The 23699-nt window shown below is 37.2% G+C and carries 25 protein-coding genes; 6 read left to right on the top strand and 19 right to left on the bottom strand.

Annotated elements, in window-relative coordinates; genetic code table 11:
* Positions 1–68: 68 nt before the first annotated feature.
* Positions 69–278, bottom strand: a complete 210-nt coding sequence (gene copZ / locus NSQ95_RS02770) for a copper chaperone CopZ (protein ID WP_340885586.1) — start codon at positions 276–278, stop codon at positions 69–71.
* A gap of 11 nt (positions 279–289) precedes the next feature.
* A complete protein-coding gene (locus NSQ95_RS02765; protein ID WP_340885589.1) occupies positions 290–619 on the bottom strand; it encodes a metal-sensing transcriptional repressor in 330 nt (109 codons plus the stop codon).
* 154 nt (positions 620–773) lie between these two features.
* Between NSQ95_RS02765 and NSQ95_RS02760 the strand changes: the two genes are divergently transcribed.
* On the top strand, positions 774–929 hold the full coding sequence (locus NSQ95_RS02760; protein ID WP_298473712.1) for a hypothetical protein: 156 nt from the start codon (positions 774–776) through the stop codon (positions 927–929).
* A 95-nt stretch (positions 930–1024) separates the two neighbouring features.
* Here the strand turns inward: NSQ95_RS02760 and NSQ95_RS02755 are convergent, their stop codons facing one another.
* The 7 genes from NSQ95_RS02755 to NSQ95_RS02725 form a co-directional block, all read right to left on the bottom strand.
* Positions 1025–3214, bottom strand: a complete 2190-nt coding sequence (locus tag NSQ95_RS02755; RefSeq protein WP_342560217.1) for a DNA topoisomerase III — start codon at positions 3212–3214, stop codon at positions 1025–1027.
* A gap of 293 nt (positions 3215–3507) precedes the next feature.
* Positions 3508–3948 (bottom strand): NUDIX hydrolase, encoded by a 441-nt coding sequence (locus NSQ95_RS02750; RefSeq protein ID WP_340885596.1) that lies wholly within the window; start codon positions 3946–3948, stop codon positions 3508–3510.
* A gap of 82 nt (positions 3949–4030) precedes the next feature.
* On the bottom strand, positions 4031–5032 hold the full coding sequence (locus NSQ95_RS02745; protein WP_342560216.1) for an SPFH domain-containing protein: 1002 nt from the start codon (positions 5030–5032) through the stop codon (positions 4031–4033).
* 37 nt (positions 5033–5069) lie between these two features.
* Entirely contained in the window at positions 5070–5846 is a 777-nt protein-coding gene (locus tag NSQ95_RS02740; protein ID WP_342560215.1) for a TPM domain-containing protein, read from the bottom strand.
* Entirely contained in the window at positions 5840–6868 is a 1029-nt protein-coding gene (locus NSQ95_RS02735) for a TFIIB-type zinc ribbon-containing protein (protein WP_340885602.1), read from the bottom strand. The genes NSQ95_RS02740 and NSQ95_RS02735 overlap by 7 nt, the downstream gene beginning before the upstream one ends.
* 77 nt (positions 6869–6945) lie before the next feature.
* Positions 6946–7665, bottom strand: coding sequence for a PspA/IM30 family protein (locus NSQ95_RS02730; RefSeq protein WP_342560214.1), 720 nt, complete (start codon positions 7663–7665; stop codon positions 6946–6948).
* 235 nt (positions 7666–7900) lie between these two features.
* A complete protein-coding gene (locus tag NSQ95_RS02725; protein ID WP_340885607.1) occupies positions 7901–8659 on the bottom strand; it encodes an SDR family oxidoreductase in 759 nt (252 codons plus the stop codon).
* Between the two features lie 154 nt (positions 8660–8813).
* Here NSQ95_RS02725 and NSQ95_RS02720 point away from each other — a divergent pair, with 154 nt between their 5' ends.
* Positions 8814–9404 (top strand): TetR-like C-terminal domain-containing protein, encoded by a 591-nt coding sequence (locus tag NSQ95_RS02720; RefSeq protein WP_340885610.1) that lies wholly within the window; start codon positions 8814–8816, stop codon positions 9402–9404.
* A 32-nt stretch (positions 9405–9436) separates the two neighbouring features.
* Here NSQ95_RS02720 and NSQ95_RS02715 read toward each other — a convergent pair whose 3' ends face one another.
* From NSQ95_RS02715 to NSQ95_RS02695, 5 genes are all read right to left on the bottom strand, one after another.
* On the bottom strand, positions 9437–10804 hold the full coding sequence (locus NSQ95_RS02715; protein ID WP_342560213.1) for an arsenic transporter: 1368 nt from the start codon (positions 10802–10804) through the stop codon (positions 9437–9439).
* A 136-nt stretch (positions 10805–10940) separates the two neighbouring features.
* On the bottom strand, positions 10941–12248 hold the full coding sequence (locus tag NSQ95_RS02710; protein WP_342560212.1) for a DUF4179 domain-containing protein: 1308 nt from the start codon (positions 12246–12248) through the stop codon (positions 10941–10943).
* On the bottom strand, positions 12241–12759 hold the full coding sequence (locus NSQ95_RS02705) for a sigma-70 family RNA polymerase sigma factor (RefSeq protein WP_342560211.1): 519 nt from the start codon (positions 12757–12759) through the stop codon (positions 12241–12243). Before NSQ95_RS02705 ends, NSQ95_RS02710 begins: the two co-directional genes overlap by 8 nt.
* A gap of 197 nt (positions 12760–12956) precedes the next feature.
* On the bottom strand, positions 12957–13523 hold the full coding sequence (locus NSQ95_RS02700; protein ID WP_342560210.1) for an NADPH-dependent FMN reductase: 567 nt from the start codon (positions 13521–13523) through the stop codon (positions 12957–12959).
* Between the two features lie 207 nt (positions 13524–13730).
* Positions 13731–14486, bottom strand: coding sequence for an oxidoreductase (locus NSQ95_RS02695; RefSeq protein WP_342560209.1), 756 nt, complete (start codon positions 14484–14486; stop codon positions 13731–13733).
* A 110-nt stretch (positions 14487–14596) separates the two neighbouring features.
* Here NSQ95_RS02695 and NSQ95_RS02690 point away from each other — a divergent pair, with 110 nt between their 5' ends.
* The 3 genes from NSQ95_RS02690 to NSQ95_RS02680 all read left to right on the top strand — a co-directional run bounded on the left by NSQ95_RS02690 (position 14597) and on the right by NSQ95_RS02680 (position 17603).
* On the top strand, positions 14597–15601 hold the full coding sequence (locus tag NSQ95_RS02690; protein WP_342560208.1) for a hypothetical protein: 1005 nt from the start codon (positions 14597–14599) through the stop codon (positions 15599–15601).
* A gap of 47 nt (positions 15602–15648) precedes the next feature.
* On the top strand, positions 15649–15831 hold the full coding sequence (locus tag NSQ95_RS02685) for an SE1832 family protein (protein WP_169360851.1): 183 nt from the start codon (positions 15649–15651) through the stop codon (positions 15829–15831).
* Positions 15832–16040: 209 nt separating this feature from the next.
* Entirely contained in the window at positions 16041–17603 is a 1563-nt protein-coding gene (locus NSQ95_RS02680; protein ID WP_342560207.1) for an ABC-F family ATP-binding cassette domain-containing protein, read from the top strand.
* 83 nt (positions 17604–17686) lie between these two features.
* Here NSQ95_RS02680 and NSQ95_RS02675 read toward each other — a convergent pair whose 3' ends face one another.
* Entirely contained in the window at positions 17687–17962 is a 276-nt protein-coding gene (locus NSQ95_RS02675) for a hypothetical protein (protein WP_342560206.1), read from the bottom strand.
* Between the two features lie 254 nt (positions 17963–18216).
* Between NSQ95_RS02675 and NSQ95_RS02670 the strand changes: the two genes are divergently transcribed.
* On the top strand, positions 18217–18723 hold the full coding sequence (locus tag NSQ95_RS02670; RefSeq protein ID WP_298473672.1) for a hypothetical protein: 507 nt from the start codon (positions 18217–18219) through the stop codon (positions 18721–18723).
* Positions 18724–18967: 244 nt separating this feature from the next.
* Here NSQ95_RS02670 and NSQ95_RS02665 read toward each other — a convergent pair whose 3' ends face one another.
* The 4 genes from NSQ95_RS02665 to NSQ95_RS02650 all read right to left on the bottom strand — a co-directional run bounded on the left by NSQ95_RS02665 (position 18968) and on the right by NSQ95_RS02650 (position 23699).
* Positions 18968–19516 (bottom strand): RNA polymerase sigma factor, encoded by a 549-nt coding sequence (locus NSQ95_RS02665; RefSeq protein WP_169360847.1) that lies wholly within the window; start codon positions 19514–19516, stop codon positions 18968–18970.
* A 246-nt stretch (positions 19517–19762) separates the two neighbouring features.
* Positions 19763–21028: a CNNM domain-containing protein gene (locus tag NSQ95_RS02660; protein WP_285841663.1), complete on the bottom strand. Its 1266-nt coding sequence runs from the start codon at positions 21026–21028 to the stop codon at positions 19763–19765.
* Between the two features lie 286 nt (positions 21029–21314).
* On the bottom strand, positions 21315–22601 hold the full coding sequence (locus tag NSQ95_RS02655; RefSeq protein WP_342560205.1) for an ABC transporter permease: 1287 nt from the start codon (positions 22599–22601) through the stop codon (positions 21315–21317).
* On the bottom strand, positions 22602–23699 hold the full coding sequence (locus tag NSQ95_RS02650; protein WP_342560204.1) for an ABC transporter permease subunit: 1098 nt from the start codon (positions 23697–23699) through the stop codon (positions 22602–22604).

The following is a 23699-nucleotide window of genomic DNA, read 5'->3' as shown; positions in this document are numbered from 1 at the left end:
TCTCCTCACATACGACTAGGGGGTATATTCAGATTAAATAAAGAGAGTGCTAATTAGCACTCTTTCTATTATTGAACATCGTAACCTTGCTCATCGATTGCATCTTTAATTTTAGCTAGAGTAACTTTATCTTCTTCATAGGAAACATCTACTTTGCCCGATTCCAAATAGACTTTTACTTGCTCTACGCCATCAAGATTACCTAAACTCGTTTCTACTGACTTAACGCAATGTCCACATGACATACCTTTAACTTCTAATGTAACTTGATTTAACATTTCCATTCCTCCTATTTTCTCATTAGTTTTTGAATCGTCACAAGTAATTCATCTAATACTTCTTCATCGCCTTCTGCTAGCCTTTCAGCTACGCAACCTTTTAAATGCCCTTGCAAAAGAACTTTAGCTACACTATTTAAAGCCGACTGAGTTGCCGACAGCTGAGTGATAATATCATCACAATAGATATCCTTCTCAACCATTCCTTTAATACCCCGGATTTGGCCTTCCACCCGATTCAGTCTATTGGTTAAATCTTTTTTTACATGCTCAGGATGGTGACTTTTCCTACAGGACAAATCAGTTGGTAATATTGTATTTTCCTCTATTACATTGTCCAAGTAACCAACCTCCTATTCTTATTTACATTATATGATACCCTTTAGGGGTATGCAAATGAAATGATTTGAAATTTTCGAGAATAATAAATTGAAGTCGGATGAATAAAATGAAATAGAATAGTTCATGCTTCTAAAAAAGAAAAAGGAGAACAAAATGATAAACTTAAACGATTTTTATGTAGACATCCTTAATGACCTAGTAAGACAATTTAATGAACTCATACCTGAAAATGCACCTTATTCCTACTCCTCACAAGATGTTATTGAATTACTTATCATTCGTGAACATGTAAATAGTGAACTGAAATAACTAGACCTTGAAGAAGGTCTTTTTTGTGTTTTAATGAGCATTTTCTATGTACCAAAAATGAGCTGGTCAAATATGACACAACTCATCTTTTATAATTATTTATCGAATTTTATACCTTTCAATAAATCCGCAAATGCATTATTAATCGGTTCTTCTTCTTTATTTTGCTTTTTCAAGTACTGCTGCACTGATTTTTTATCTACTTTACCGCCGCCTTCTTTTTTACGACGAGCCTCAAAAGCAGATAGCTTCTCACGGTGACCACATTTACACACGAAGATTTGACCATCGCCTTCCCCGCGAAGCTCTAACTTTTTCTTACATTGCGGGCAACGAGCGTTAGTAACGCGTGCCACATTTTTACGATGACCACATTCCCGATCTTGGCACACAAGCATCTTACCTTTTTTGCCGTTCACTTCAAGCATAGGTTTTCCACAGTCAGGACAAGTTTTAGTGGATATATTGTCGTGCTTATATTTTTTATTACTGCCCTTAATATCAGAAACGATTTCCTTCGTATAGTTCTTCATTTCGGCTATGAATACTTCTTTTTTCAATTTCCCTTTAGCGATTGCCTCCAGCTTTTGCTCCCACTCACCAGTTAACGTCGGAGACTTTAACTCTTCAGGTACTAGGTCAAGCAGCTGACGGCCTTTTGAGGTAATATGAATATCTTTCCCACGCTTCTCAATTAAAAATGAGTTGAATAGCTTATCGATGATATCCGCACGAGTTGCAACTGTCCCTAATCCACCCGTCGATTTTAACGTGTCCGCGAGCTGTTTATCTTGCGTTTCCATATATTTTGTAGGGTTTTCCATTGCAGTTAGTAACGTAGCTTCATTGAAACGTGCAGGTGGTTTTGTTTGACCAGACGTTTGAGCTATTAACTTAACATTTAAAGAATCTCCCTTTTCGATGCGTGGTAAAATCTGTTCCTTTAAATCCTCCGTTGACTCATCTTCCATATGGTTTTGATAAACTTCTTTCCAACCACTCACTAAAATCGTTTTTCCTCTAGCAACAAAGTTCTCGTCACCAATTTTGGCACGCAACGTTAATTGTTCGTACTCAAATGCAGGGAACATCACCGCTAGGAAACGTTTTACAACTAAATCATAAATTTTACGTTCCTTATCATTGAAGGCAGAGAAGTTTACATAACCTTCCGTTGGTATAATTGCATGGTGATCCGATACCTTGCTGTCGTCTACAAATGATTTAGAGGCCTTTATAGGCTTGCTTAAGATTTTATTTGCTAATGGTCGATATTCACCCACCGCGCAGGCTTTCAAACGTTCTGGGAGAGTGCTCACAATATCGGATGAGATAAAACGCGAATCTGTACGTGGATAAGTTAATACCTTGTGTTGCTCATACAGCTTTTGCATAATATTCAACGTATCTTTTGCAGAGTAGCCAAAGATTTTATTGGCATCACGTTGCAGCTCAGTTAAATCATACAGACCAGGAGCGAATGACTTCTTCAGCTTTTTCTCAATTTCTGTTACGGTAGCGTTACCTTTACCAAGCTTTTTCACGATCGCGTCCACTTTTTCTTTTTCAAAGCTACGACCATTTCCTTTTGCATCCTGCCAAGTAAGCTTTAAATTATCTACTGTTTGTGCTTCAATTCCATAGTAGGTTTGAGCTTTAAAATGTTTGATCTCATCCTCCCGCTTTGCAATAATCGCCACTACTGGAGTCTGAACTCTTCCACAATTAAGCTGTGCATTGAATTTGGTAGATAGTGCACGGCTGGCATTAAGCCCAATGTACCAATCTGCCTCAGAACGGGCTACTGCAGAAGCATAAAGGTTTTCATAGGCTTTACCTGGTTTTAAGTTTGCAAAGCCATCCTTGATTGCTTTATCTGTTACAGATGAAATCCAAAGACGTTTAACTGGCTTATTTACCTTTGCTTTAGCGATAATCCAGCGTGCAACTAGCTCACCTTCTCGTCCAGCGTCGGTAGCAATAATAATTTCATTAATATCACCACGTGTAAGCTGCGTTTTAACTGCATTATATTGTTTGCCCGATTGTTTAATCACAGTCAGTTTAAGGCTTTCTGGTAACATCGGTAAATCTTCTAAATTCCATGTTTTATATTTAACATCATAGCTTTCTGGGTCCGCTAATGTTACTAGGTGCCCTAGAGCCCAAGTCACTACATAATCTTTACCCTCTATATAGCCATTTCCTTTTTTATCACATTTAAGTACTCTTGCAATATCTCTTGCCACAGATGGTTTTTCTGCTAATACTAAGCGTTTTGCCATTCCAAACATCCTTTCGTAAATCCCTATGAATAATATAGCATAGGTTTTCATTAGATTCAGTTAGCAGCGCTAGATATGAACACACTTTACTCTTACGTTACTTGGTTTTATCACCGTTCGTAGCAGTTTTATCACCGCTTAGCGAGACTTATCACCGTTCGCGCAGTTTTATCACCGCTCATCGAGATTTATCACCGGTATCATATCGTGATCGACGTTTGTCTAATTCATTTTGGGTCCCTTAGAATATGGATGGAAGAAAATCTACTATAATCCACACTATTTATATATTTTCAGTATTTATGAGTTACCTTACCTCTATTAAAATATGGTACCGTAGACTGTTTAATCAATAACCCTTCTAACTCCTTAGGTATATGTATAATCTTTTCAGCTGAAGCAACGTCCATCCATACAATTTCCTCAATCTCGTCTGGACGGGAAAGAGTAATCTCTCCTCCTATAAGTTTCCCTTTAAAGGTGATAAAAAGTGTATGGTGTTTTATATCTTCAAAAAACGCTTCATTTACAGAAATAATCCCATCAATCTCTATGTCTAGTCCTGTCTCCTCTTTAGCCTCTCTAATTGCTGCTTCCTTTAGAGTTTCTCCTTTTTCTACTCTTCCTCCTGGCAGCGTATAGTAAGAGCCATGGTCTCCTGTGTTTTTTACCATTAAAACCTGCTTACCACTTTCATTAAAAAGAAGTACATAAACCACCTTTACATTTTCCACGAGTTTCTCCCCAATCCCTATATTATAACTAATCCACAATAAAGGGATAATCTACCCTACACAGGTTGATTATCCCTTTTGATTAAACTAGCTTTTGTCCACAGTTCGGACAGAAGTTGGCACCTGTTGTTTTTTGTCCACAGTTTGGACAGAAATTTGGAATTTGACCATTGCTTGAGTTTCCACTGCTCGATTGGTTATTTTGTGATGAAGACTGACTTTGACCTTGGCTAGGGTTACTTTGGTTCATGTTTTTCATCATTTCATTTGCCATGTTCATACCCATCATCATTCCTGCCATATCTGAAGCTGCGCCTGATCCAGAAAGCTTTCCAGAGGCCATTGCATCTGTAACAGAAACCTGCTGATATTTAGAGAGATCTCCAATCATGCCATGAGAAGCATTTTTGGTAATCATATCTTGAATCTCCTTAGGATAATTGAAGCTCATAATATGGAAGCCAGTGATTTTCATCCCCATATCCATGATTTGCATGTCTAAATCGTCTTTAATACCGCTAGCTATATCTGAGGCATTAGCTTGAAGGTTGAACATATCCTTGCCTTCTTTGCTAATCCATTTCATTAATAGCTGATCTAAAACAGAGGTAATACGAATTTTAATATCCTCTACTAGATAGCTTGTGCGAACGCCAGCAATCTTGTCGATCAGAGCCATGTAGTCATTTACTTTAAAGTTGAATGTTCCGTTAGCTCGAATCGGCATTCCTCCTGGCATCTGAGGCGTTGGAATATTAATTGGATTCTGTGTTCCCCATTTTACAGTAAATTCCTTCGTATTGACGAAAAGAACCTCCACGCGCATCCCACTGTTAAATCCAAATCTAAATCCTTTTAACGTAGAAAGAAACGGTATGATTTGAGACTCAATATCATATTCGCCGTCGTCCTCAAAGACTCCTTCGATGCGTCCTCCATTGAAAAATACAGCGTCCTGTCCAGGTCGAATGATTAGCTTACTACCTTTCTTAATCTCTTCATTGCTCCACTTCCAAAAAATCATATCTTCTCTGAATTCTCGCCATTCCACCACATCTGAAAATTGATTTCTAAAAAAAGACATATCCTCATTCCTTTCATGACTAAGTAAGCTTTAACCGTTAAAATTTGCCGCTGCTTCCGCTAAATGATCTACCACCACTTGTAACTCCGCCACCACTGCTTCCTCCACCATTATTATTGTTCGTAGGCTTCTTTACTTTGGAAACTGTTTGATTGACGAAAACATCACGCTTACTGTTTATTCTTGAATTATTTTCTTCAAAGTAGGTTCTACTATTTACTGTTACCCTACCTCCCGAGTTAAATGCCATCATACCAACAATTATACCGCCAAGAGATAGAGAAGCTCCAAGCTGGAACCACCATTTGAAAAGGATACTTTCAGGATTTACCCCAGGATTATATTCCATATATTTATCCGCAGTAAGGATAAAATCACTAAATGCATCGTAATAGCTTCCTGCAGCTAACGCAGGCGTAATTTTATCTCTGAGCAGGTCCATTCTTTGATCATCAAGGTATTCTTTAGCTTTATCGAAGCCCCTTAATACAACATCTCTGTTGACCATATCTATTCCTACTATGGCAGCACTGCCATTGTGTTTACCATAGCCAATTCCTGTACGATCTGCAAAGTCTTCTACGTAAGTATCTAAACCCTTATCATCTGCTCCATCAGTAGTAAGAAATACAAAATCTGTTTCGTTTTTCTCGCTATATTCGGATGACAGTTTCTCCAGTGCTTCCACTTCACTCGCAGACAACACACCTGCCTCATCAAAAACGCGTTGCTTTGTGTCGGCTGCCTCAGTTAGTCCTATAGGAAGCAATAATAGGAATAGTGCAATGAATAAAATAGAATACTTTTTCACCATAGAACACCACCAACTGCAAAGGAAATACCCTTCAGTATAATAAAGGACGCGGCAGCTATACCACTAAACCAGCCAGCAACCTTGCCCATACTAAGTGGTGGCTTTCCTACTACTTTTCCTGTCTGGCCATTCATAGCAAAAATATGCTCTTTATTGCCAAAATCATAATAAACCATCCAAACTGGTAAAAGGACATAGTGTGCCGTTTTCTTATTTGTATTAATTTGTTTATTTTTATATTGAACAGAGGAGTAACCAGCGACTGTAGAACTAATGTAATTGTCTATGTAGGGCTGTACCTTCGTTTTAACTCTAGAGAATAGTTCCTGGTCTGTATAGTTGTATTTCTCCGCTATATAGCCTGCTAAATAAGGAGTTTTAAAATCCTTTAAATTACTGTAGTCATACGGCTCCAGCTTATCCATTAGCTCATCGTCCAGCTTTTCGGATGCATCCACAGGCACCTTTACATACCTAAGATCTAAATCTCGATATACATCATAGAACTTAGTTTCTGTATAAATATAGTCTCCTCTTGTATAGGTTCTCACCTTTGTACCAACTGCATCGACTTTTGCCTTTGTATCTAAATCATACAGCCAAAAGGGCACATAGATTCCAGTGATCCCTTTTACTCTGTCTGCAGTCATAAATCCAGCTGGTGTTAGCCGACCGTTCTTACACCATTTACGAAATGCTTCCATCGCCTGTTCCTTATTAATGGTAAAGGGAATAACCTTAGCAGGAGCAAGATCACCGGACAATCTGTCCCCTAATACTACAGCCGCTCCACAAAAACTGCAGCTAGTGGCTGTTGTATCTGCCTCCGTGATGATGACAGCTCCACAGTTATTGCAATTGTATTGCTTCGCTTCGTCCTCCTCAAATGTCGTCGTAATATACTCATCTGAGAAGTCCTCTATGTTATCCTTTCTACCACAGCTGTTACAGGACAACATACCTGAAGTGCTGTCAAATTCCATATCGGATCCACAGTTTGGACATTTATAATGGATAACCATCTTTTCGCTCCTCGCCTTTTCGTACTGTTTTTTAAATAGGCTGTAGCGTATGCCACAGCCTATTTATTGTGTCTACTCTATTCTTCTTTCGTTTGTAGCTGTTCCTTTAAAGCTGCCAGCTCATCATCTACGTTTAATTGAGCCTTCAGTGCAGAAAGTTCGTTTTCCACATTTGAATCTGTATCGTATTTAGAAGCAAGATCCTCAATGTTTTCACCTGTGCCTTTGTTTAGCTCAGCCATTGCATTTGCTTCATCTAGCTCTTGGTTTATTCTAGCTTCCATTTTATCAAATGCAGACATGGAACGAGTTGCCCCTCCCACGGAAGTCGCAAATTCGTTAACCCTCTTCTGAGTCTTGGCTACAGAAGCTTTTCCTTTAAGAATGGATCTTCTAGATTCCAGTTCACCAATATCATCTACTAGCTTATCGTGCATTTGTCTCATTTGGACCGTATTCGCGGAGGCTAATTCTTTTGCCGTTTTTAAATCGGTTTCCTTCGCCGTGTATTCTGCCTTTTTACTTAGGAATTTCCTTGCATCCTCTTCATTACCAGCTTCTAATGCCTTTATTGCATACTTTTGCATATTTGCTATATCTTTTTGACACTCCTCTAGCTCGCGTGTCGCACGTTTTTCAGCAGCCATAATTGTTGCTGTTTCGGATTTTACTTTACCAAGATCTCTATTTAGGTCGCGTAAGTATTGGTCAATCATTTTTTCTGGATCCTCTGCCTTATCCAATAAAGCATTGATGTTACTCGACATAATGTCACGGAATCTTCTTAATATTTCCATTACACACTCTCCCTTATTAGTTTTTATATTATAGTTTAACAATTGGATATAACTCCTACAACTGTAAGGGATTTCTGTTCTTATCGCCATTTTAAATTGGAGCTATTTTAAGCTGCCTTACCTATGAGTTATATCTTTTATACGAGAACATGCAGCCAAAGGTTTCATCCTATATACAAATACAAAAAACCACTGAAGTTAAAAGTAACCTCAGTGGTCGAGAATGTTTTACCTGTTAGTAAGTAGTCCAACCGCCATCAGCTGTTACTACTACACCGTTGATGAAGCTAGCATCTTCAGAGCCTAAGAAAATAGCAAGCTTCGCAATTTCTTCCGGTTGTCCAGCACGTGGGTTTAATGGCATGCCTAGCTGTTGTTTTCCAGCTCCGTATGGGCTCACGTTGTTCATAGTGGAAGAGATATTTGTTATTACTGCACCTGGTGCAATTCCGTTACAACGGATTCCTTTGTCAGCAAACATGAATGCTGTGTTTTTCGTTAAGCCAACAACTGCATGCTTAGAAGCTGTATACGCTGCCCCAGCACGTCCTCCATAAAGACCACCAGCAGAAATGTTGTTTACAATTACACCGCTTCCTTGTTTTAAGAAAAGGTCAGTTGCAATACGCATTGTTTTCATCGTTGCTGTAGTATTTACCGCAAATACCATATCCCAGCGTGCATCTGAAATTTCATTTACTGGCTCCATGCCATCCATAATTCCAGCGTTATTTACTAAAATGTCTAACTTGCCATACGTTTTAACCGTTTCGTCAAACAGACGAGCAAGATCATCATCTTTTGTTACATTTGTATCGATAGCAAATGCAGTCCCGCCATTAGCAGTGATTGCTTCTGCAACCGCTTTCGCTCCCTCTAAATTCATATCAGATACGACAACTTTTGCGCCTTCTGCTGCATAGCCTTCTGCGATTGCTTTACCCATACCTGATGCTGCTCCAGTTACGATAGCTACTTTGTCTTGTAATTTCATTAAATTTTGCCTCCTTCAAGGATATTTTATTGTACACCTGTTCATTTAAAATTATACTTGAGTTAGCAATTTCCTACAAACAACACAAAACTAAATATTGTGCATTATAGAACAACTTTTAAAATATTGTTCAATATCTTTTGGAGGAAAATAAATGAAAACAGATTTACGTGTTATAAAAACTCAGGAAAGTTTAAGGAATGCCCTACTAGCACTTTTAAAAATAAAACCGTTAGAGTCTATCAACATTTCCGAGCTATGTCGTTTAGCTAAAATTAATAGAGGTACCTTCTATCTTCACTATCAAAATGTGCATGGTGTATTTGAAAGTTACTTCGAGGAAATTATTGATGATTTAAGAAAATCTTACGAGGAACCTTACTATCAAACTGATTTTAATATCCAAAATTTAAAATCAGATATGATCATTATCTTTCATCATGTGAAAAGGTATGAAGGATTTTACCAAATCATTTTTGATGAAGCCAATCCAGTTAAATACTATTACAAGTTATTTCACGCGATCCGAAAAATGATGAAGGAAATGACGATGAATTCCTTCGACTACCTTCCAGATGAACAAATGGAGTATTTTGTTAGTTACCAGGCCAACGCCATTATGGGCATTTTAGTGGAATGGCATAGCAACCATTTCTCTACCCCTCCTGATGAGCTAAACGAGTATCTCTATTCTTTTTCCAATATACTCAATTGGTTTCCGAATGACCAAGGGAACTCAAACTAAATCATGTATGACTAGGAGTTGGGAAAACATCTTTAAGTGGTGATAAATCTTTCTGAACGGTAATAAATTCTGGTCAACGGTGATAAACCTCGTAACACTCCATATAAAAAAATTAGTAGCCAAATATAGAGACCTACCAGTGTTATAAAAAGGGTTGGTACAGTAAGAACGATTCCTACTTTAAAGTATGTGCCCCAGGAAACTTTAACTCCTTTTCTGGAGAGCACATGCAGCCATATTAATGTGGCAAGCGACCCAATCGGAGTAATTTTTGGTCCAAGATCGGATCCTATAACGTTAGCATAAATAAGAGCTTCACGCATAATTCCAGTTGTGGATGTTTCCGCAATGGCTAATGCATCAATCATAACTGTCGGAAGATTATTCATTACTGAAGAAAGTATAGCTGCTATAAAGCCCATCGATATTGTTCCAACGAAAAGACCCTGGTCTGCTGCTGACTGGATTACATCCGCTAAGATCGAAGTCATCCCGACGTTTTGTAGTCCATAAACAACGACGTACATTCCAATTGAAAAGAAAACAATATTCCAAGGTGCTCCCTTAATAATTTTACCGGTTTCAATTGAAGGGCTTCTTCTAGCCATAATTAAGAAGAAGATCGAAATAACTCCCACTACAAAGGAAACAGGTACTCCAATAAATTCGCTAGAGAAGTAGCCTATCAGCAAGATCGCTAATACATACCAAGATAGCTTGAACATTTTCACATCTTTTACTGCTTCCATCGGACGCTTCAAATCAGCAGTGTTATAATTTTTGGGAATACTTTTTCGGAAGAATAAATAAAGCACGATGATACTTGCTACCAATGAAAATAAGTTAGGCACAATCATTCTGGATGCATATTCTACAAATCCAATTCCGAAAAAGTCAGCAGATACAATGTTGACTAGATTACTTATGACAAATGGAAGTGAGGTAGTATCTGCGATAAATCCGCTCGCCATGATAAACGGAAAAACCATTTTTTCATTGAAGTTCAAGTTGCGTACCATCGCTAGAACAATTGGAGTTAAAATTAGTGCAGCTCCATCATTGGCAAACAAGGCGGAAACTACAGCACCTAAAATTGTTACAAAGATAAACATTCTTACTCCATTTCCCTTTGCAGCTCTCGCCACATGGAGTGCAGACCACTCAAAAAATCCTATCTCATCTAAAATTAAGGAAATAATAATGATTCCTATAAACGCAAGGGTCGCATTCCATACGATACTTGTCACATCGAGCACATCCTGTAAATCAACTACTCCAACTAGAAGGGCTACTAACGCTCCCCCGCATGCAGACCAACCGATGGACAAATTTCTAGGCTGTAAAATAACCAATGCGAGAGTAATGATAAAAATAATTATTGCTGATACAGTTGAAATCATAAAAACCCTCCACTACGAACGAATCAAATAATATTACTATAAAGGGTTCAGTGGAGATAGTAAATAGGTGCTTTCAAATTGCTGTCACATAACTAAAGGCGAGAATGTTGATAAATCATCATTCTCGCCTCTACTCTCACTTTATCCTGATGGATGCTGTGCCCTCTAAATAATTCGGATAAGCATAAAACGGCAGCTTTATTGGGTTTAACATATTCCCTTCCAACTGAATGTCAGCATATTGGTATTCTTCGTCCTGCCAGCTTCGATCCAACGGTATATCTATATCTTCACCCTTCGCGTTCTCTCCCTGTGAGAACAAAGAATACATATGGTTTTCTTTAATCGGTTTATATCTCAGCTCCAAACCTCCGGATAGAATTTTCGTAACTTCTATTTTTTCAAAAGAAGGTTGTTCTAATATTACCTTTTTATTAAAGTCTACTAACAGATAGCTCTCCTCTTTCGGTAGTGCCTGCACCTTATCAAACTTTAAATATAGCTCCTTTGGCTCTTTAAAATAGTTACTTTGTAAAAAGTAAGTCTTCTCTATGTCTCCGACTCCCCCAAAGCCAGAGGCACCATTTCTTATAGAGCTCCATTCTTCCCCCTTTTCATCCTCCAGTCGTAAGTCCTCAAATTGGAGAAATACCATATCGTTGCCTTCGTCAAAGCGCATCGTAAGGGCTACTCGAAGTGGGTAAATTTTTATTTCTTTTATTAAGACTTTTTGCTTGTCTATTACTACTTCCTTATTTACCACGTATACTTTACCGCTCATTAACTCATTTTTAATCGTAAATGGAATTTCAAAGTTTGTATTGTCTGCTCCTTCTTCTATTTCAAACTTAATGGTAAAATTTTTTGTATCAAATTTCTCTATGTCACTAAAGGTAAAACTAAATTTGTCTACTTTTCGATTATCTTCTTCTTGGTTGGGAGAATTGTAGCCTATTGAACCGATTAATTCTTTATCACCATTCAAAAATTTTATATCGGTATATTCTATATTTTTTATCGACCTTGGTGCCTCGAGCGTATAGAAGATTTCCGCTCCAGTCTCGTCTATAATTACTCCATCTAACGTGAAAGTAATATTATTCTTCGTTTGACTAATACCAACTGGCTCATAATATTCCTGATCAATGATGGCTTCTAAACCTTTATCAAACTCTGGCTGAAGTATTTCGACAAATCGTTCCAGCCCAGGAATGGAAGCTACTGCAGTTGCAAATGTAGGAGAAACCCGTATAGAAGTTGTAAAAGTAAGCATGAGGATAACTGCCACTCCAATAGTCCATATTGTTTTTCTGCGGTTCCGCCTTTTTGCTTTTGCTATTAATAGACCATGTTGAATCGCATGGTTTACGGATTCCTCAGGTATAGATATTTCCTCTAATCGTTTCTTCGATTTGCTTATCATTTCTTCCTCTTTTTCAAACATGGTCTGCTCCTCCTTTCTCTGATAAAAAACTCCTTAATGATTTGAGTGCTTTATGAAGCCGAGACTTCACTGTTCCTTCAGGAATATTCTCTAATACTGCAATTTCCTTAATCTTAGATTCTTGATAGTACTTCATATAAATTAGTTGCTGCTCTTTCTCTGACAGTGAAGAAATTGCTTCCTCTATTTCCAAATAAGAGCTGTTCTCGTCATATACTTGCACTTGAAGGGCATCAGTAGATATGAATCTTTTATTTTTCTTTAGCTGAGTCTGACAGTAATTGATCATAATTCTGATTAACCATGTTTTTATATATTTTGGTTCCTTTACTGTATGTATTTTTTGATAGGCACGAAAGGTGACCTCCTGCATTGCCTCCACTGCCTCATGCTCACTTTTCAAAAATGCATATGCCGTTCGGTAAAGAGCGGCTTTATGCTCCTGCATTAATTGCAAAAAAGCCTGCTCATCTCTTTGTATAGCTTTTTTTGCAATTTCTAACTCCTCCACATGGACACCCCTTTTTAGCTTTCTTCTATACATTAGACACACGAACACAGAAAAAGTTCATCGAAAACATTATTTTTTTCTGAAAATTAACTGAGTAGGTAAATGAAAATGAGTATAAAAAAGACTATAAACAACTTTGAAAGATTGTTTACAGTCTAGGGTCTGTCTTCCCGATTACTAGAGTATAGGGAAAGCAATTAATTTATACGAATCGTTGCCTCTTTTGTTAGGCTGTGGCTCATGTCTGCATATAGAACAAACACGCGTGCAAGCTCCTTCAAACGAGCATGAACATCTTTATCAATGATTTTATTGTTTTCATCAAAGTGGCTCGTTTGCGTGTACACGTAGTTTGGTGTAACTAAGCATTTAAAATAATCTAGAATTGGCTTTAACTGGTTTTCTACCACTAGATGATGCTGGAATGTACCTCCATTGGCTACGATGGAAACCGGCTTGTAACGCATTGATTTTGGATGCAAGAAGTCGAAGGTATTTTTTAATACGCCTGGAATAGATCCTTGAAAAATAGGCGTCGCAAAAATAAACCCGTCTGCTTGATCAAATTTACTAACCAATAGCTTCATGTCATCGTTATATTGTTGAAATGGTCGCCCGTCCACAAATTGATGCTCATAATTAGAAAGCTTGATGATTTCCAATGTATAGTCTTTATTGATTTCTTCTATATATTCTTTCACTTGTTCTAATAATACACCTGTTTTTGTTCCGATAATTGTTCCGTCCACCAATAGAATTTTCACCTTAACAGAACCTCCTTTTTCCGTTCTTATTATATCAAAAAAATAGCTCCATTTTAGTAGAAAAGTTCCTGTTTGATGAAGTTCATCCTTTTGACTGAAAAAGCTCCCTTCTGGGCTACACCCAGTTTTCTTTCTCTAAATACGGGATTACCTAGTTTAATGCAGTATATGCACTTCTTGCATGAACGACAATAGCAACTTCCTTACCTAATCCTCTTTTTCCTTATCTACAAAAATGCCTTCTCTTTTCTCCCAATTAAAAAGCTCTTCTCTAGAAATGGGCTGCTCTTCCTTCACTTCGATTTGTTTAGCATTTAAAATATCTATATTTTGATAAATATTCACCTTATTCTTCTGACCATGAAGGGCGTAATGATACATAGCAAAGGCGAGCTGGTGTCCTTCGACTGCCCTCATCTTTTTAAAGGGACCCGCCAGCACTGGATTTAACACTTTAAATAAACCTTCGGATAGACGTTCACCTAATCTAAACTCCTCTCTCCCACCGATTATTAGCGATGGCCTAAAAATGGAGAGACTCGGCATGTTTAATGCTATTAACTCTTCCTCTAGTTTGCCCTTTACCTGACTATAGAAAAAAGGAGACTTTTTGTTTGAACCAACCGCAGAAATAACATGGAAATTAGGGATGCCTCTCTTTTTTGCGAGGGAAGCAATTTGTAGAGGGTACTCAAAATCCACTTTTTGAAAATTTTCTTTCGACTTAGCTTTTTTTATCGTAGTCCCTAAGCAACAAAACAAGTCATCTGCAATTTCTAGATCCTTTTCCTCCAGTTGCTCAAAATCCTTTACCCTTACGTCAAGCTTTGGATGATTAAAATCGGGTTTCCTTCTAGCAATAATTGAAATTGCTGTATATTCATCACTCTCACAGAGCTGCTTTATTAAAAATTGACCTGTAAAGCCCGTCGCTCCAACTACTATAGCTGTTCTTTTAATCACTTTTATACCTCCTCTTAAATGTAGTAATCACTTTCCTAGCCAAATTGTCATATCCCGTTGCCCGTCCCCATACAATAGAAGGAATATGTCTGAAAGGAAGATGATGAAATTTGAAACTTGCTTATTTATTAAACACGCTGCCTCATCGTGGATTGTATCCTGCCGATCGTGCAAATAGCCTTCTTTCTGCAATGAAGATGAAGGAAAATAAAGTTTTTGTTCCTTCTTCTAATACAAGCCTCATTTACTACTTAGAAAAAAAGCAGATTAAACCTTTCTTGTATAAAACAAATGCTCAATTAGTAGCAGAAATGGACTCCTTCCAGCCGGATTGTATCATTCATGATAGTGGTAATTCTGAAAAAGATCTTATTAAAAGATTAAAAAAGGATAACCGATGCCTGGTTCATTTTGATGATCATGGAGATGGCGGATTACTCGCTGATATTGTCTTTCAGGCACTCTATGAAACTCCTAAAGAAATTTCCAAGGAGAATTATGTATATGGGCCAACTGGCTACATTCCCGTACACAAGATCGTTTATAAAAATAATAACATGCCGGACTTGCCTCCGCATATAGTTGTCGCTTTTCCTCATGAGGATCCCGAAAACTTAACGTACCGAACACTTAGGCATCTAGTGCAGCTCCATATTCCATTGCGTATCAGTGTACTTGTGAATGATCAATATAAGCATGATGTAACGGAGCTAAAACGTTTCGCTCTCACAAGGAAATCTATCGGCATTATTAAAACGAATGAACCGGAAATTTATATTCCATTAAGCGATATCGTGATTAGCTCGGGATCCTATGTGCCTTATTTAGTTTCACAATTCCAGGTACCTTGTATCGTACTATGTGCGCATGAGGAAGAGGTTAACTACGGTTTTCCTACTGAGAAGCATGGTTTTACAAATCTGGGACTCGGAAGAAAGATAAAACAGTCCTACTTGCAAAATGCAATAATGGAAATCATTCTTCACGAGAATCGCAAAAATGCCTACAAATATAAACAAAAGCAACTAGATTTTAGCAATCACCTTACAGATGTAGTGGAACTCATAGAACAATTGATAGTCTCCAAAAAAGAGGAAGAAGAAATTGCGCATTAAGTTAATTTTTGTGCTACAATGAAGCAAAAAGCTGAAGGTGAACATACATGACAAAACAACAGCTGCAGACACAAATTGCTGAGTTAAAAATGGACTATATTCGATTACAAGGTGACATGGAAAAGCTTGAATCAAATGGACATCCTACTCAAGTCGAGAATGCTGAGCGTAGACTAGCACAAATGGAAGAAGACCTTGCTAAACTAAACAAACAGCTCGCTGAACTGTAAAACGTATTTTTTCTGTTTGCAGACAGGACATAGTTAACAGATGGACGCCTATCCCCTGGAAAGGCTGAAGCATGGTGACTTGACCTGCCTGCATTTCTGCAGAACATATGCAGAAGAAAATGTCTTTGCGATGTTTTTTTAAGCAAAGATACAGAGAAAATAATCGTTTTATCAGTTTTGCGAGCTTTCTTTTTGGAGGAAAAAATCATATGTTAAACGTAGTAAATTTAGGACATACATTCGGTGATCGTACATTATTTAAAGAGGTTTCATTTCGCTTAGTTGAGGGCGAACACGTAGGACTAGTTGGGGCAAATGGTGTTGGAAAATCAACATTGATGAGCATTTTAACGGGAGAGATTATATATGACGAAGGTCGAGTAGAATGGCTTCCAGGTACTCATTATGGATATTTAGACCAGCATACACGCTTACAGCCAGGCCGTTCCATGTTTGATACACTTCGTGATGCCTTCTTGCCCCTATATAAAAAGGAAGAAGAGCTTAACGAGATTATTGGAAAAATGGGTGATGCTACACCTGAAGAGCTTGAAGTGTTACTCGAACAAATGGCAGAAATTCAAGATGCATTGGATGCTGGAGACTTCTATTCACTAGATATGAAGATCGAAGAGGTTGCTAGAGGACTTGGTTTAGATGCAATTGGTTTAGATCGTCCAGTTGAAGCACTATCAGGTGGTCAGCGTACAAAGGTTTTACTTGCTAAGCTTTTATTGGAAAAGCCAAAAGTACTTTTACTAGATGAGCCTACTAACTATTTAGATGAAGAGCATGTAAATTGGTTATCCAACTATCTTAAAAACTATCCACATGCATTCTTATTAATTTCTCATGACACAGAATTCATGAATGGAATTGTAGATGTCATCTTCCATTTAGAATTTTCGAAGCTTACACGCTACACTGCTTCCTATGAAAAATTCTTAGAGCTTGCTGAGCTAAATAAAAGACAGCATCTTGACGCTTATGAAAAACAACAGGATTTCATCAAAAAACAAGAGGAATTCATCGCTAAGAACAAAGCACGCTACTCTACAACTGGACGAGCTAAATCTCGTCAAAAACAATTGGATCGAATTGAGCGTATTGATCGTCCGGAAACTGCTGCAAAGCCTGAGTTTGGCTTTAAGGAGTCTCGTAGCTCTGGGCGTTATGTAATTGAAGCGGAGCATTTAGAGATCGGTTACGACAAGGCGCTTCTTCCCCCTTTAACGTTTACGATTGAGCGTGGGGAAAAAATTGCTCTTGTTGGGATGAACGGAATTGGTAAATCTACTTTGCTAAAAACAATGCTAGGTAAAATCCCTCCAATCGGTGGTAAAGTGATTCGCGGCGATTTCTTATTCCCTTCTTACTTTGAACAAGAAGTAAAAGCTGGCAACATTACACCAATTGAGTCTGTGTGGGAAACGTATCCAAGCATGGAGCAAAGCCAGGTTCGAGCAGCATTGGCACGCACCGGACTTAAAAGTGAACACATTACTCGCCCTCTTTCCAGTTTAAGTGGTGGTGAGCAAGCGAAGGTTCGTTTATGTAAGCTAATGATGGAAGAAAGTAATTGGCTAATTTTCGATGAGCCAACTAACCATTTAGATATTCATGCAAAAGAAGAGTTGAAACGTGCAATGAAGGAATTCAAAGGCACAATTGTTCTTGTCAGCCATGAGCCTGAATTTTATGAGGGCTTAGCGACAAAGGTTTGGAACGTTGAAGAATGGTTCTCTAAAGGGAAAGAAATTATTGAAGAGTAAAACTTTAACCTGATAAACATTAAAAAGCTGATCGTGAGAAGTATCGCGATCAGCTTTTTTGCATATTCTTTTGACTGGAAACGTTAGTTATCTCCCATATCGACAGTTAACTCTAAGTCTATCTCTTTTTTCATAGCATGCCATTTTGCTTGATATTTGGCTTTTGGAACCCCAAGATGTTGCTCATAACGGCACATCCAACAAGAACAATGAACCTTGCCTTTGTTAAACTTACCTCTTACGGGCGTATATTTTACTCCGTTGTCGTCCCCATTAAAAACGTTTCTTACGATTCCTATCTTTTTTTGAATGGCTCGCTCTCGCTGATGGCGAGTGTAAGATTTCGAACGATTTTTCATATTGTATCAGCTCCCTTGAGAAACCCGAGCTTGCAAGGTGCTTCAAGGAATGGCAATAGCGCACCCTACAAGCTCGGCATGTAGCTGAACAATTGGATTATATAATTCATAGTGTCTTACCCCTCTATTTTTTTACAATAATAGCATATCTCAAAGCAAAACACTAACAGCTATTTCTATAGCATATTGCATAGAAAATTTTTTGTTCATCGTGTATAAAGTTATAAAAGAGATTATTTAAGGAGATTGATACAGTGAAAACCAATGCTCTATTTTATAAAATACAAAAAAGAACTGTGACCACTAAGGACTATGTGAATTGGTCCCATAACTTATTAGCAAACGATATATCATCACCATCCGTAAATATACTTTCTTCCATCTCATATAATGAGAGTATTTTCGAAGTGGAAGTTTATTTCAAAAGGGCTTTACAAGAGTTATCAATACAAGCACCAACCCTTGAAACATGTACAAGAGATTATTTAGGTTATTTAGCAGCTAAAATACTAGAGGCTAATAGTCATTCTGCGATATTTGATTTAGCTTACATGATGTATCGGATTATTGCATCTGATTTAGATTATCCGGACGATTTGATGGAGTGGTATGAAGTAAGTGAGCTCATCGATCAGCTGCGCTATAGCGTTGAACCTACTGAGCTTAATGAAGAAGAAGTAATATCAAGGATTAAAATTGAAGCTAGCAATTATCCCGTTGAGCAAAATGTTTATACTTCCCAATCTACTAACAAAGACTAATTAAAATAGAAAAACGCCTTGGATTTGCTATTCCAAGCTCTTTGCCTTTTTATAAATATAACGTACGTGTCTTATCATTCTTCCCATTGGAGTCGCAGCCTACTGCTACAATTGGCACAAATAAAAAGTTCATAATAATCGCCGCTTTTGTCATCGATTTCATTCAATTGAATTTATTGCCTAACTAAAAAATACTAAAACGTGAAACCTTCATCAAGATTTCACGTCCTTATTTATACATATTTTACGCAAAAGCTAATGATTCTTTTGCTAGATCGTCATTCATAATCATTTCTTTTAGACGTTGTTTTGCTCGGAATAAGCGAGATTTTACAGTTCCTATAGACACTTTCATAACCTCTGCAATTTCATTTAGTGAAAATTGATGTACATAGAAATACATGACAGTCTTTTGATAAATAGCATCTAGTTCAGAAATCTTAGTGCGGACAATTTCACAGACGTCTTCTTTTTCTAGCTGCTCCTCTACTGATAAAACGTCTGAAGCAATGAGGTCCAGCAATGAAATATCTAACTGATCAGGTTGATTTGCAACGTATTTACTGCGTCTTACTTGCTTACGGTAACGGTCGCGGAATGTATTCATACAAATAGTTGTTAACCATGCTTTTACGTGGTCTACTTCCTTCATATAAGACTCGTACCTTACAACTTTCATCCATACCTCTTGCATTAAATCTTCTGCTTCTACAGGATTTTTAGTCAGTTTCAGACATAGGTAGTATATGTAACGGTTATATTCTTCATATATATTCTCAATTGTAATTTGCATTTTTAATATCCTCCGGTTGGCTTTTCTTATAACTATATAATGCCAAATCCTAACCTTACCCTCCATCGGATTCTCTTTCAGAAAAATTACAAACGTGTAAGAAACATAGAAAGGTACTATTTTAAATACTTTTCAAAGTAAGAAACATAATGGTTTTCCGCTCTGTGAAGCGCTTTTTCGTAGGTTGAGAGATAAGCCATCACCCGACCATAAATCCAATATACATATAAAAAAACACAAGAGAATTTAATCCTCTTGTGTTTCGGTAGTATCTTCCTCTGAATCCTTTGTAATCGTTACTCGTACAATTCTATTGCGATCCATTTCGTTTATTTCTATATACAGGTTTTCAAAACGGAACTTTTCATTTTCTTCTGGTACATGACCGAGTTGTTCTAAAACGAGACCACCTATTGTATCATTTTCCGTTTCAATAGAAAGCTCGAACATTTCATTTAGGTCTTCAATTTCAAAACGTCCAGAGCATACCAGATGGTTTTGCGATTGTTCAAACAGTAGGATTTCTTCATCCTCATCCGTTTCATCCTCAATTTCTTGACCAATCATTTCTTCTATTAAATCTTCATGCGTAACAATACCAAGCGTACCACCGTATTCATCTAAAACGATGGCCATATGCTTTTTCTTGTTGAGCATCAACTTAAATACTTTTTCTACACTTAATGTTTGCACGACAAACAATGGTTCTTTATCAACAATTTCCTCTAGCGTAAGTGACGGTTCTATTGACCATTCTATTAGCATTCTCGAATAGAACATCCCAACAATCGTGTCTAAGCTCTCTTCATATATAGGATAGCGCGTATATGAGTGTTCTAAAATGATATCTCTTACTTCTTCGTAAGTAGCTTCTATTGGGATACCTACCACATCTGTTCTATGTGTACAAAGAACATCCGAGACATCCTTATTTGGAAAGTCAAGAATTCCTCTAATTCTCTCCGACTCCTCTACCTCAAATGTACCATCACTTGAAGCAAGATCTACCATGGAAAGCAACTCTTCCTTCGTAATCATTGTTTCTTTTACTGCCCCATTAGATCCTATTCTGATGAGCATATTTGTAAACTCTGAAATCAAGATAGTAATAGGACGAAGAATTGCGACTAAGAAACGTATCAATGGTGCTACTATGTAAACAATCGTTTCAGAAAATGTTGCTGCAATTGTTTTCGGCAATACCTCACAAAATAATATTATAAATGCTGCCACAACTACAACGGACCAACCAATATGCCAATCATAGTGATCTGCTATTAATATAGCTAATAACGTCATAGATGTATTAGCTACCGTGTTACCAATAAGAATCGTTATGATCATTCGGTCCGGCTTCATTAGCTGGGCAAGTAATTTAACTGCAGCAACCTCCCCTTGCTCTGCTTTCAGCTGGACCTTTGTCCTATTTACTGTCATTAAGGCTGTTTCACTTCCAGAAAGGAAAAAGGAAGCTACGATGGAAACAGCTAAAAGTACAAATTCTATGTACAATTTAAAATCCTCCTATTTATTCACGTTCATATATTTTAATTATAAATATAGCATACCGCCATTTAAGTTGTCACAAAATTAGCGCAACTCCAAAAAGTAGCGTAAGACTTAACAAAGAAAAGGAATACTCTATCATTATACTCTATAATTATTTTTCCATGCCAATTAATGACCAAAAAATCCCTTTCTAAGTAATTTAAAATTACTAGTATAGAGAGGGATTAAAGGCTAAGGAGAATCATGCATATATAGTTGCACCTAGATACACAAATGAAAGGCTTCCTATTCAAGTTACTTGTCTTTTGAATCGAAAAGTTACATAACTTAAAATGGTTAGAATAATGCCTAAGACCAAATGGATATTTAAACCTGTATTAAAAGTAAAGCCAGGATTAAATGTAAGTGTAGCAGTTTCTCCAGTGATGATTTTATGAATATCTGTATATACAAAAGGATTAAATTCAGAAGCAAGAATGTTCATCCCAATATAAGTAATCGCCCCTGACAAAACCATGGAAAGGCTCGCATTTTTGGTCAAAAGGGCAAATAAGAAATAGATTGAGTATATAAAGAAGGAAAAAACGATTAAGAATATTAAGACCTTCCAAAAATACTCTTGGAATTCTATAAAGTGAAATTGGTCTTCTCTAGGATTCAACGAGGCACCAAAAATACTGGTTGATTTTGTGCCTTCATATACAAGGATTGGATTTTTCAAACTACCTAACCCATTGGTGAAGAGGCTACAAACTAATGGAATTGCTAACATAAGGAGAGAAAAGATTAGTAGATACATGTATCCACTAATATATTTTGCGAAAAATAGTTTCATTCTAGAATAAGGCAATACTCTATAGAAATTCAGGCCCCTCTTCTTCTTGGTGGTTTCTGATGCAATGCTATTCCCAAAAATAAAGCAACCAATCAATACAACTGCAGGAATATAAAACAGCTGAATAAGTTGAACTAAAAAGGAAAAGCCTTCTTGACCATACCTTTTGGTTGTGATTTGATACTGTTCCAAAGAGGTCCCAGTAAAATCATCATAGATTGTCGCAATAAGAGGCAGAGATGTCGTATTTTGAACAAAAGGCTTACTGTCAATATCCTTTAGCAGCTTTAATTCCTCGTAAGTGGCTCTCAATGTAAAATAAGAGACCAATTGTTCCTCAATACCGTACGATGTGGTATCTGGATCCTCCACAAATATCTGTAAACTATCAATATCTTTTTCATGTAAGAACATCCAATTTTCTTGCTCATAGGCTTCTATCATTTTTTCTGAGTTGGCAATGGACTCTAGACTCCTATTGATGAGTGAATCCATCTCTTCCCCTTTGGCGGTATCTCCTACCTCGATGGCCTTGTCTTTTTCTGCTCTAAATTCATTTGCAAAATTTGTGAACATCTCAGGATAACTTTCTAGCCTGGTTATATTCCCTTCGTGAACTTCTTCGGCCACCGCATAGTTAAAGATATAAAGACCAACTGCAGCTAGAAAGGAGAGAAAAATCGAAACTAATGTCGTCTTCTTTTTAAGTACCTTTTTAGACTCAAATAAAAATCCTCTCATCTAAGTTCCTCTCCTTTTACTCATATATATAGCAACCAGGATTAAAATGATGGATACTCCTAATAAGAGACTTGCTCCAAAAAATACCTGAGTTTTATCATTCAACACAGCGAGATCAATCATACCGTATGTAAATGGGTTTACCTGATAGACAAAACCATTAACCAATACGATGTAGTTCCCGATGTGTAAAAAGATGATAAGCAAATAACTTATGATTGTATTCCTTACTAAAAAACCCGTTAGAGTGATTAAGGCGACGCAAAAAATCATATAGACGAAACTATAGAACAAAGCTTCCTGGAGGTAATTGCCGGATGTAAGAAAATTTCCTTCGGTTGTAGTCAAAGGAAAAGAAAAACCATTTTCCATGTTGTCAGTAAAGAGATAAGGAAGTAAAAAAGAAGTCAAAAACACAATGGACATCCAAAATACACCTAATACAAAAAAGCTAATGAACTTATTCATTAAATAATAGGGTCTCGACATGGGCAAAACATAAACCATTTGTATGTTTTTCTCCTCAAACTCTCTCGTAATGGATGTCCCAAGAATCAGTAAGAGAACCAAAAATCCAAAAGGATTTAATAGGAGAGAAACTACATTTTTCATAAAGAGGGATGTTTGAATGGAAAGGTTCAAATCCTCCTTTGGCAGTCCTTCCTTTAACAGCTCTTCATTGAGCAAAATAGTATCCAACATGTCTGCCTTACTCTGTCTGAAGTCACCATTCATATCTTGATAAGCGATCGCAGATTGATAGACTTTAATTTCTGTTGCCAGTTCTACTTCCCATTTTTTATCATGTACAGCTTGAATGAGTTCAGTTATTTCATCATATAAGTTTAGGGCAGCGTTTAATTTGTTCTCCGCTTCTGGATCTGAGGCTGTTTCTAGTTCCTGTCTGTTTCGCTCGATTTCCTGAAACACATTGCCTCTATGTTCGGAGAATTGTTGTACCTTAGTAGCAATGATTATATCTTGCTGAAGAACATTCCGAGTATATAATCCACAAATAAATAACACAGTTAAGAGAATGAAGATGGTAAATGCCTTTGCATGGAGTATTTTCTTGATCTCAAATAGGAATATTTTCAC

This window comes from Psychrobacillus sp. FSL W7-1457, from assembly GCF_038593405.1.
In the GTDB taxonomy this organism is placed as follows: domain Bacteria; phylum Bacillota; class Bacilli; order Bacillales_A; family Planococcaceae; genus Psychrobacillus.
This window is presented reverse-complemented; position numbering and strand designations above follow the sequence as displayed.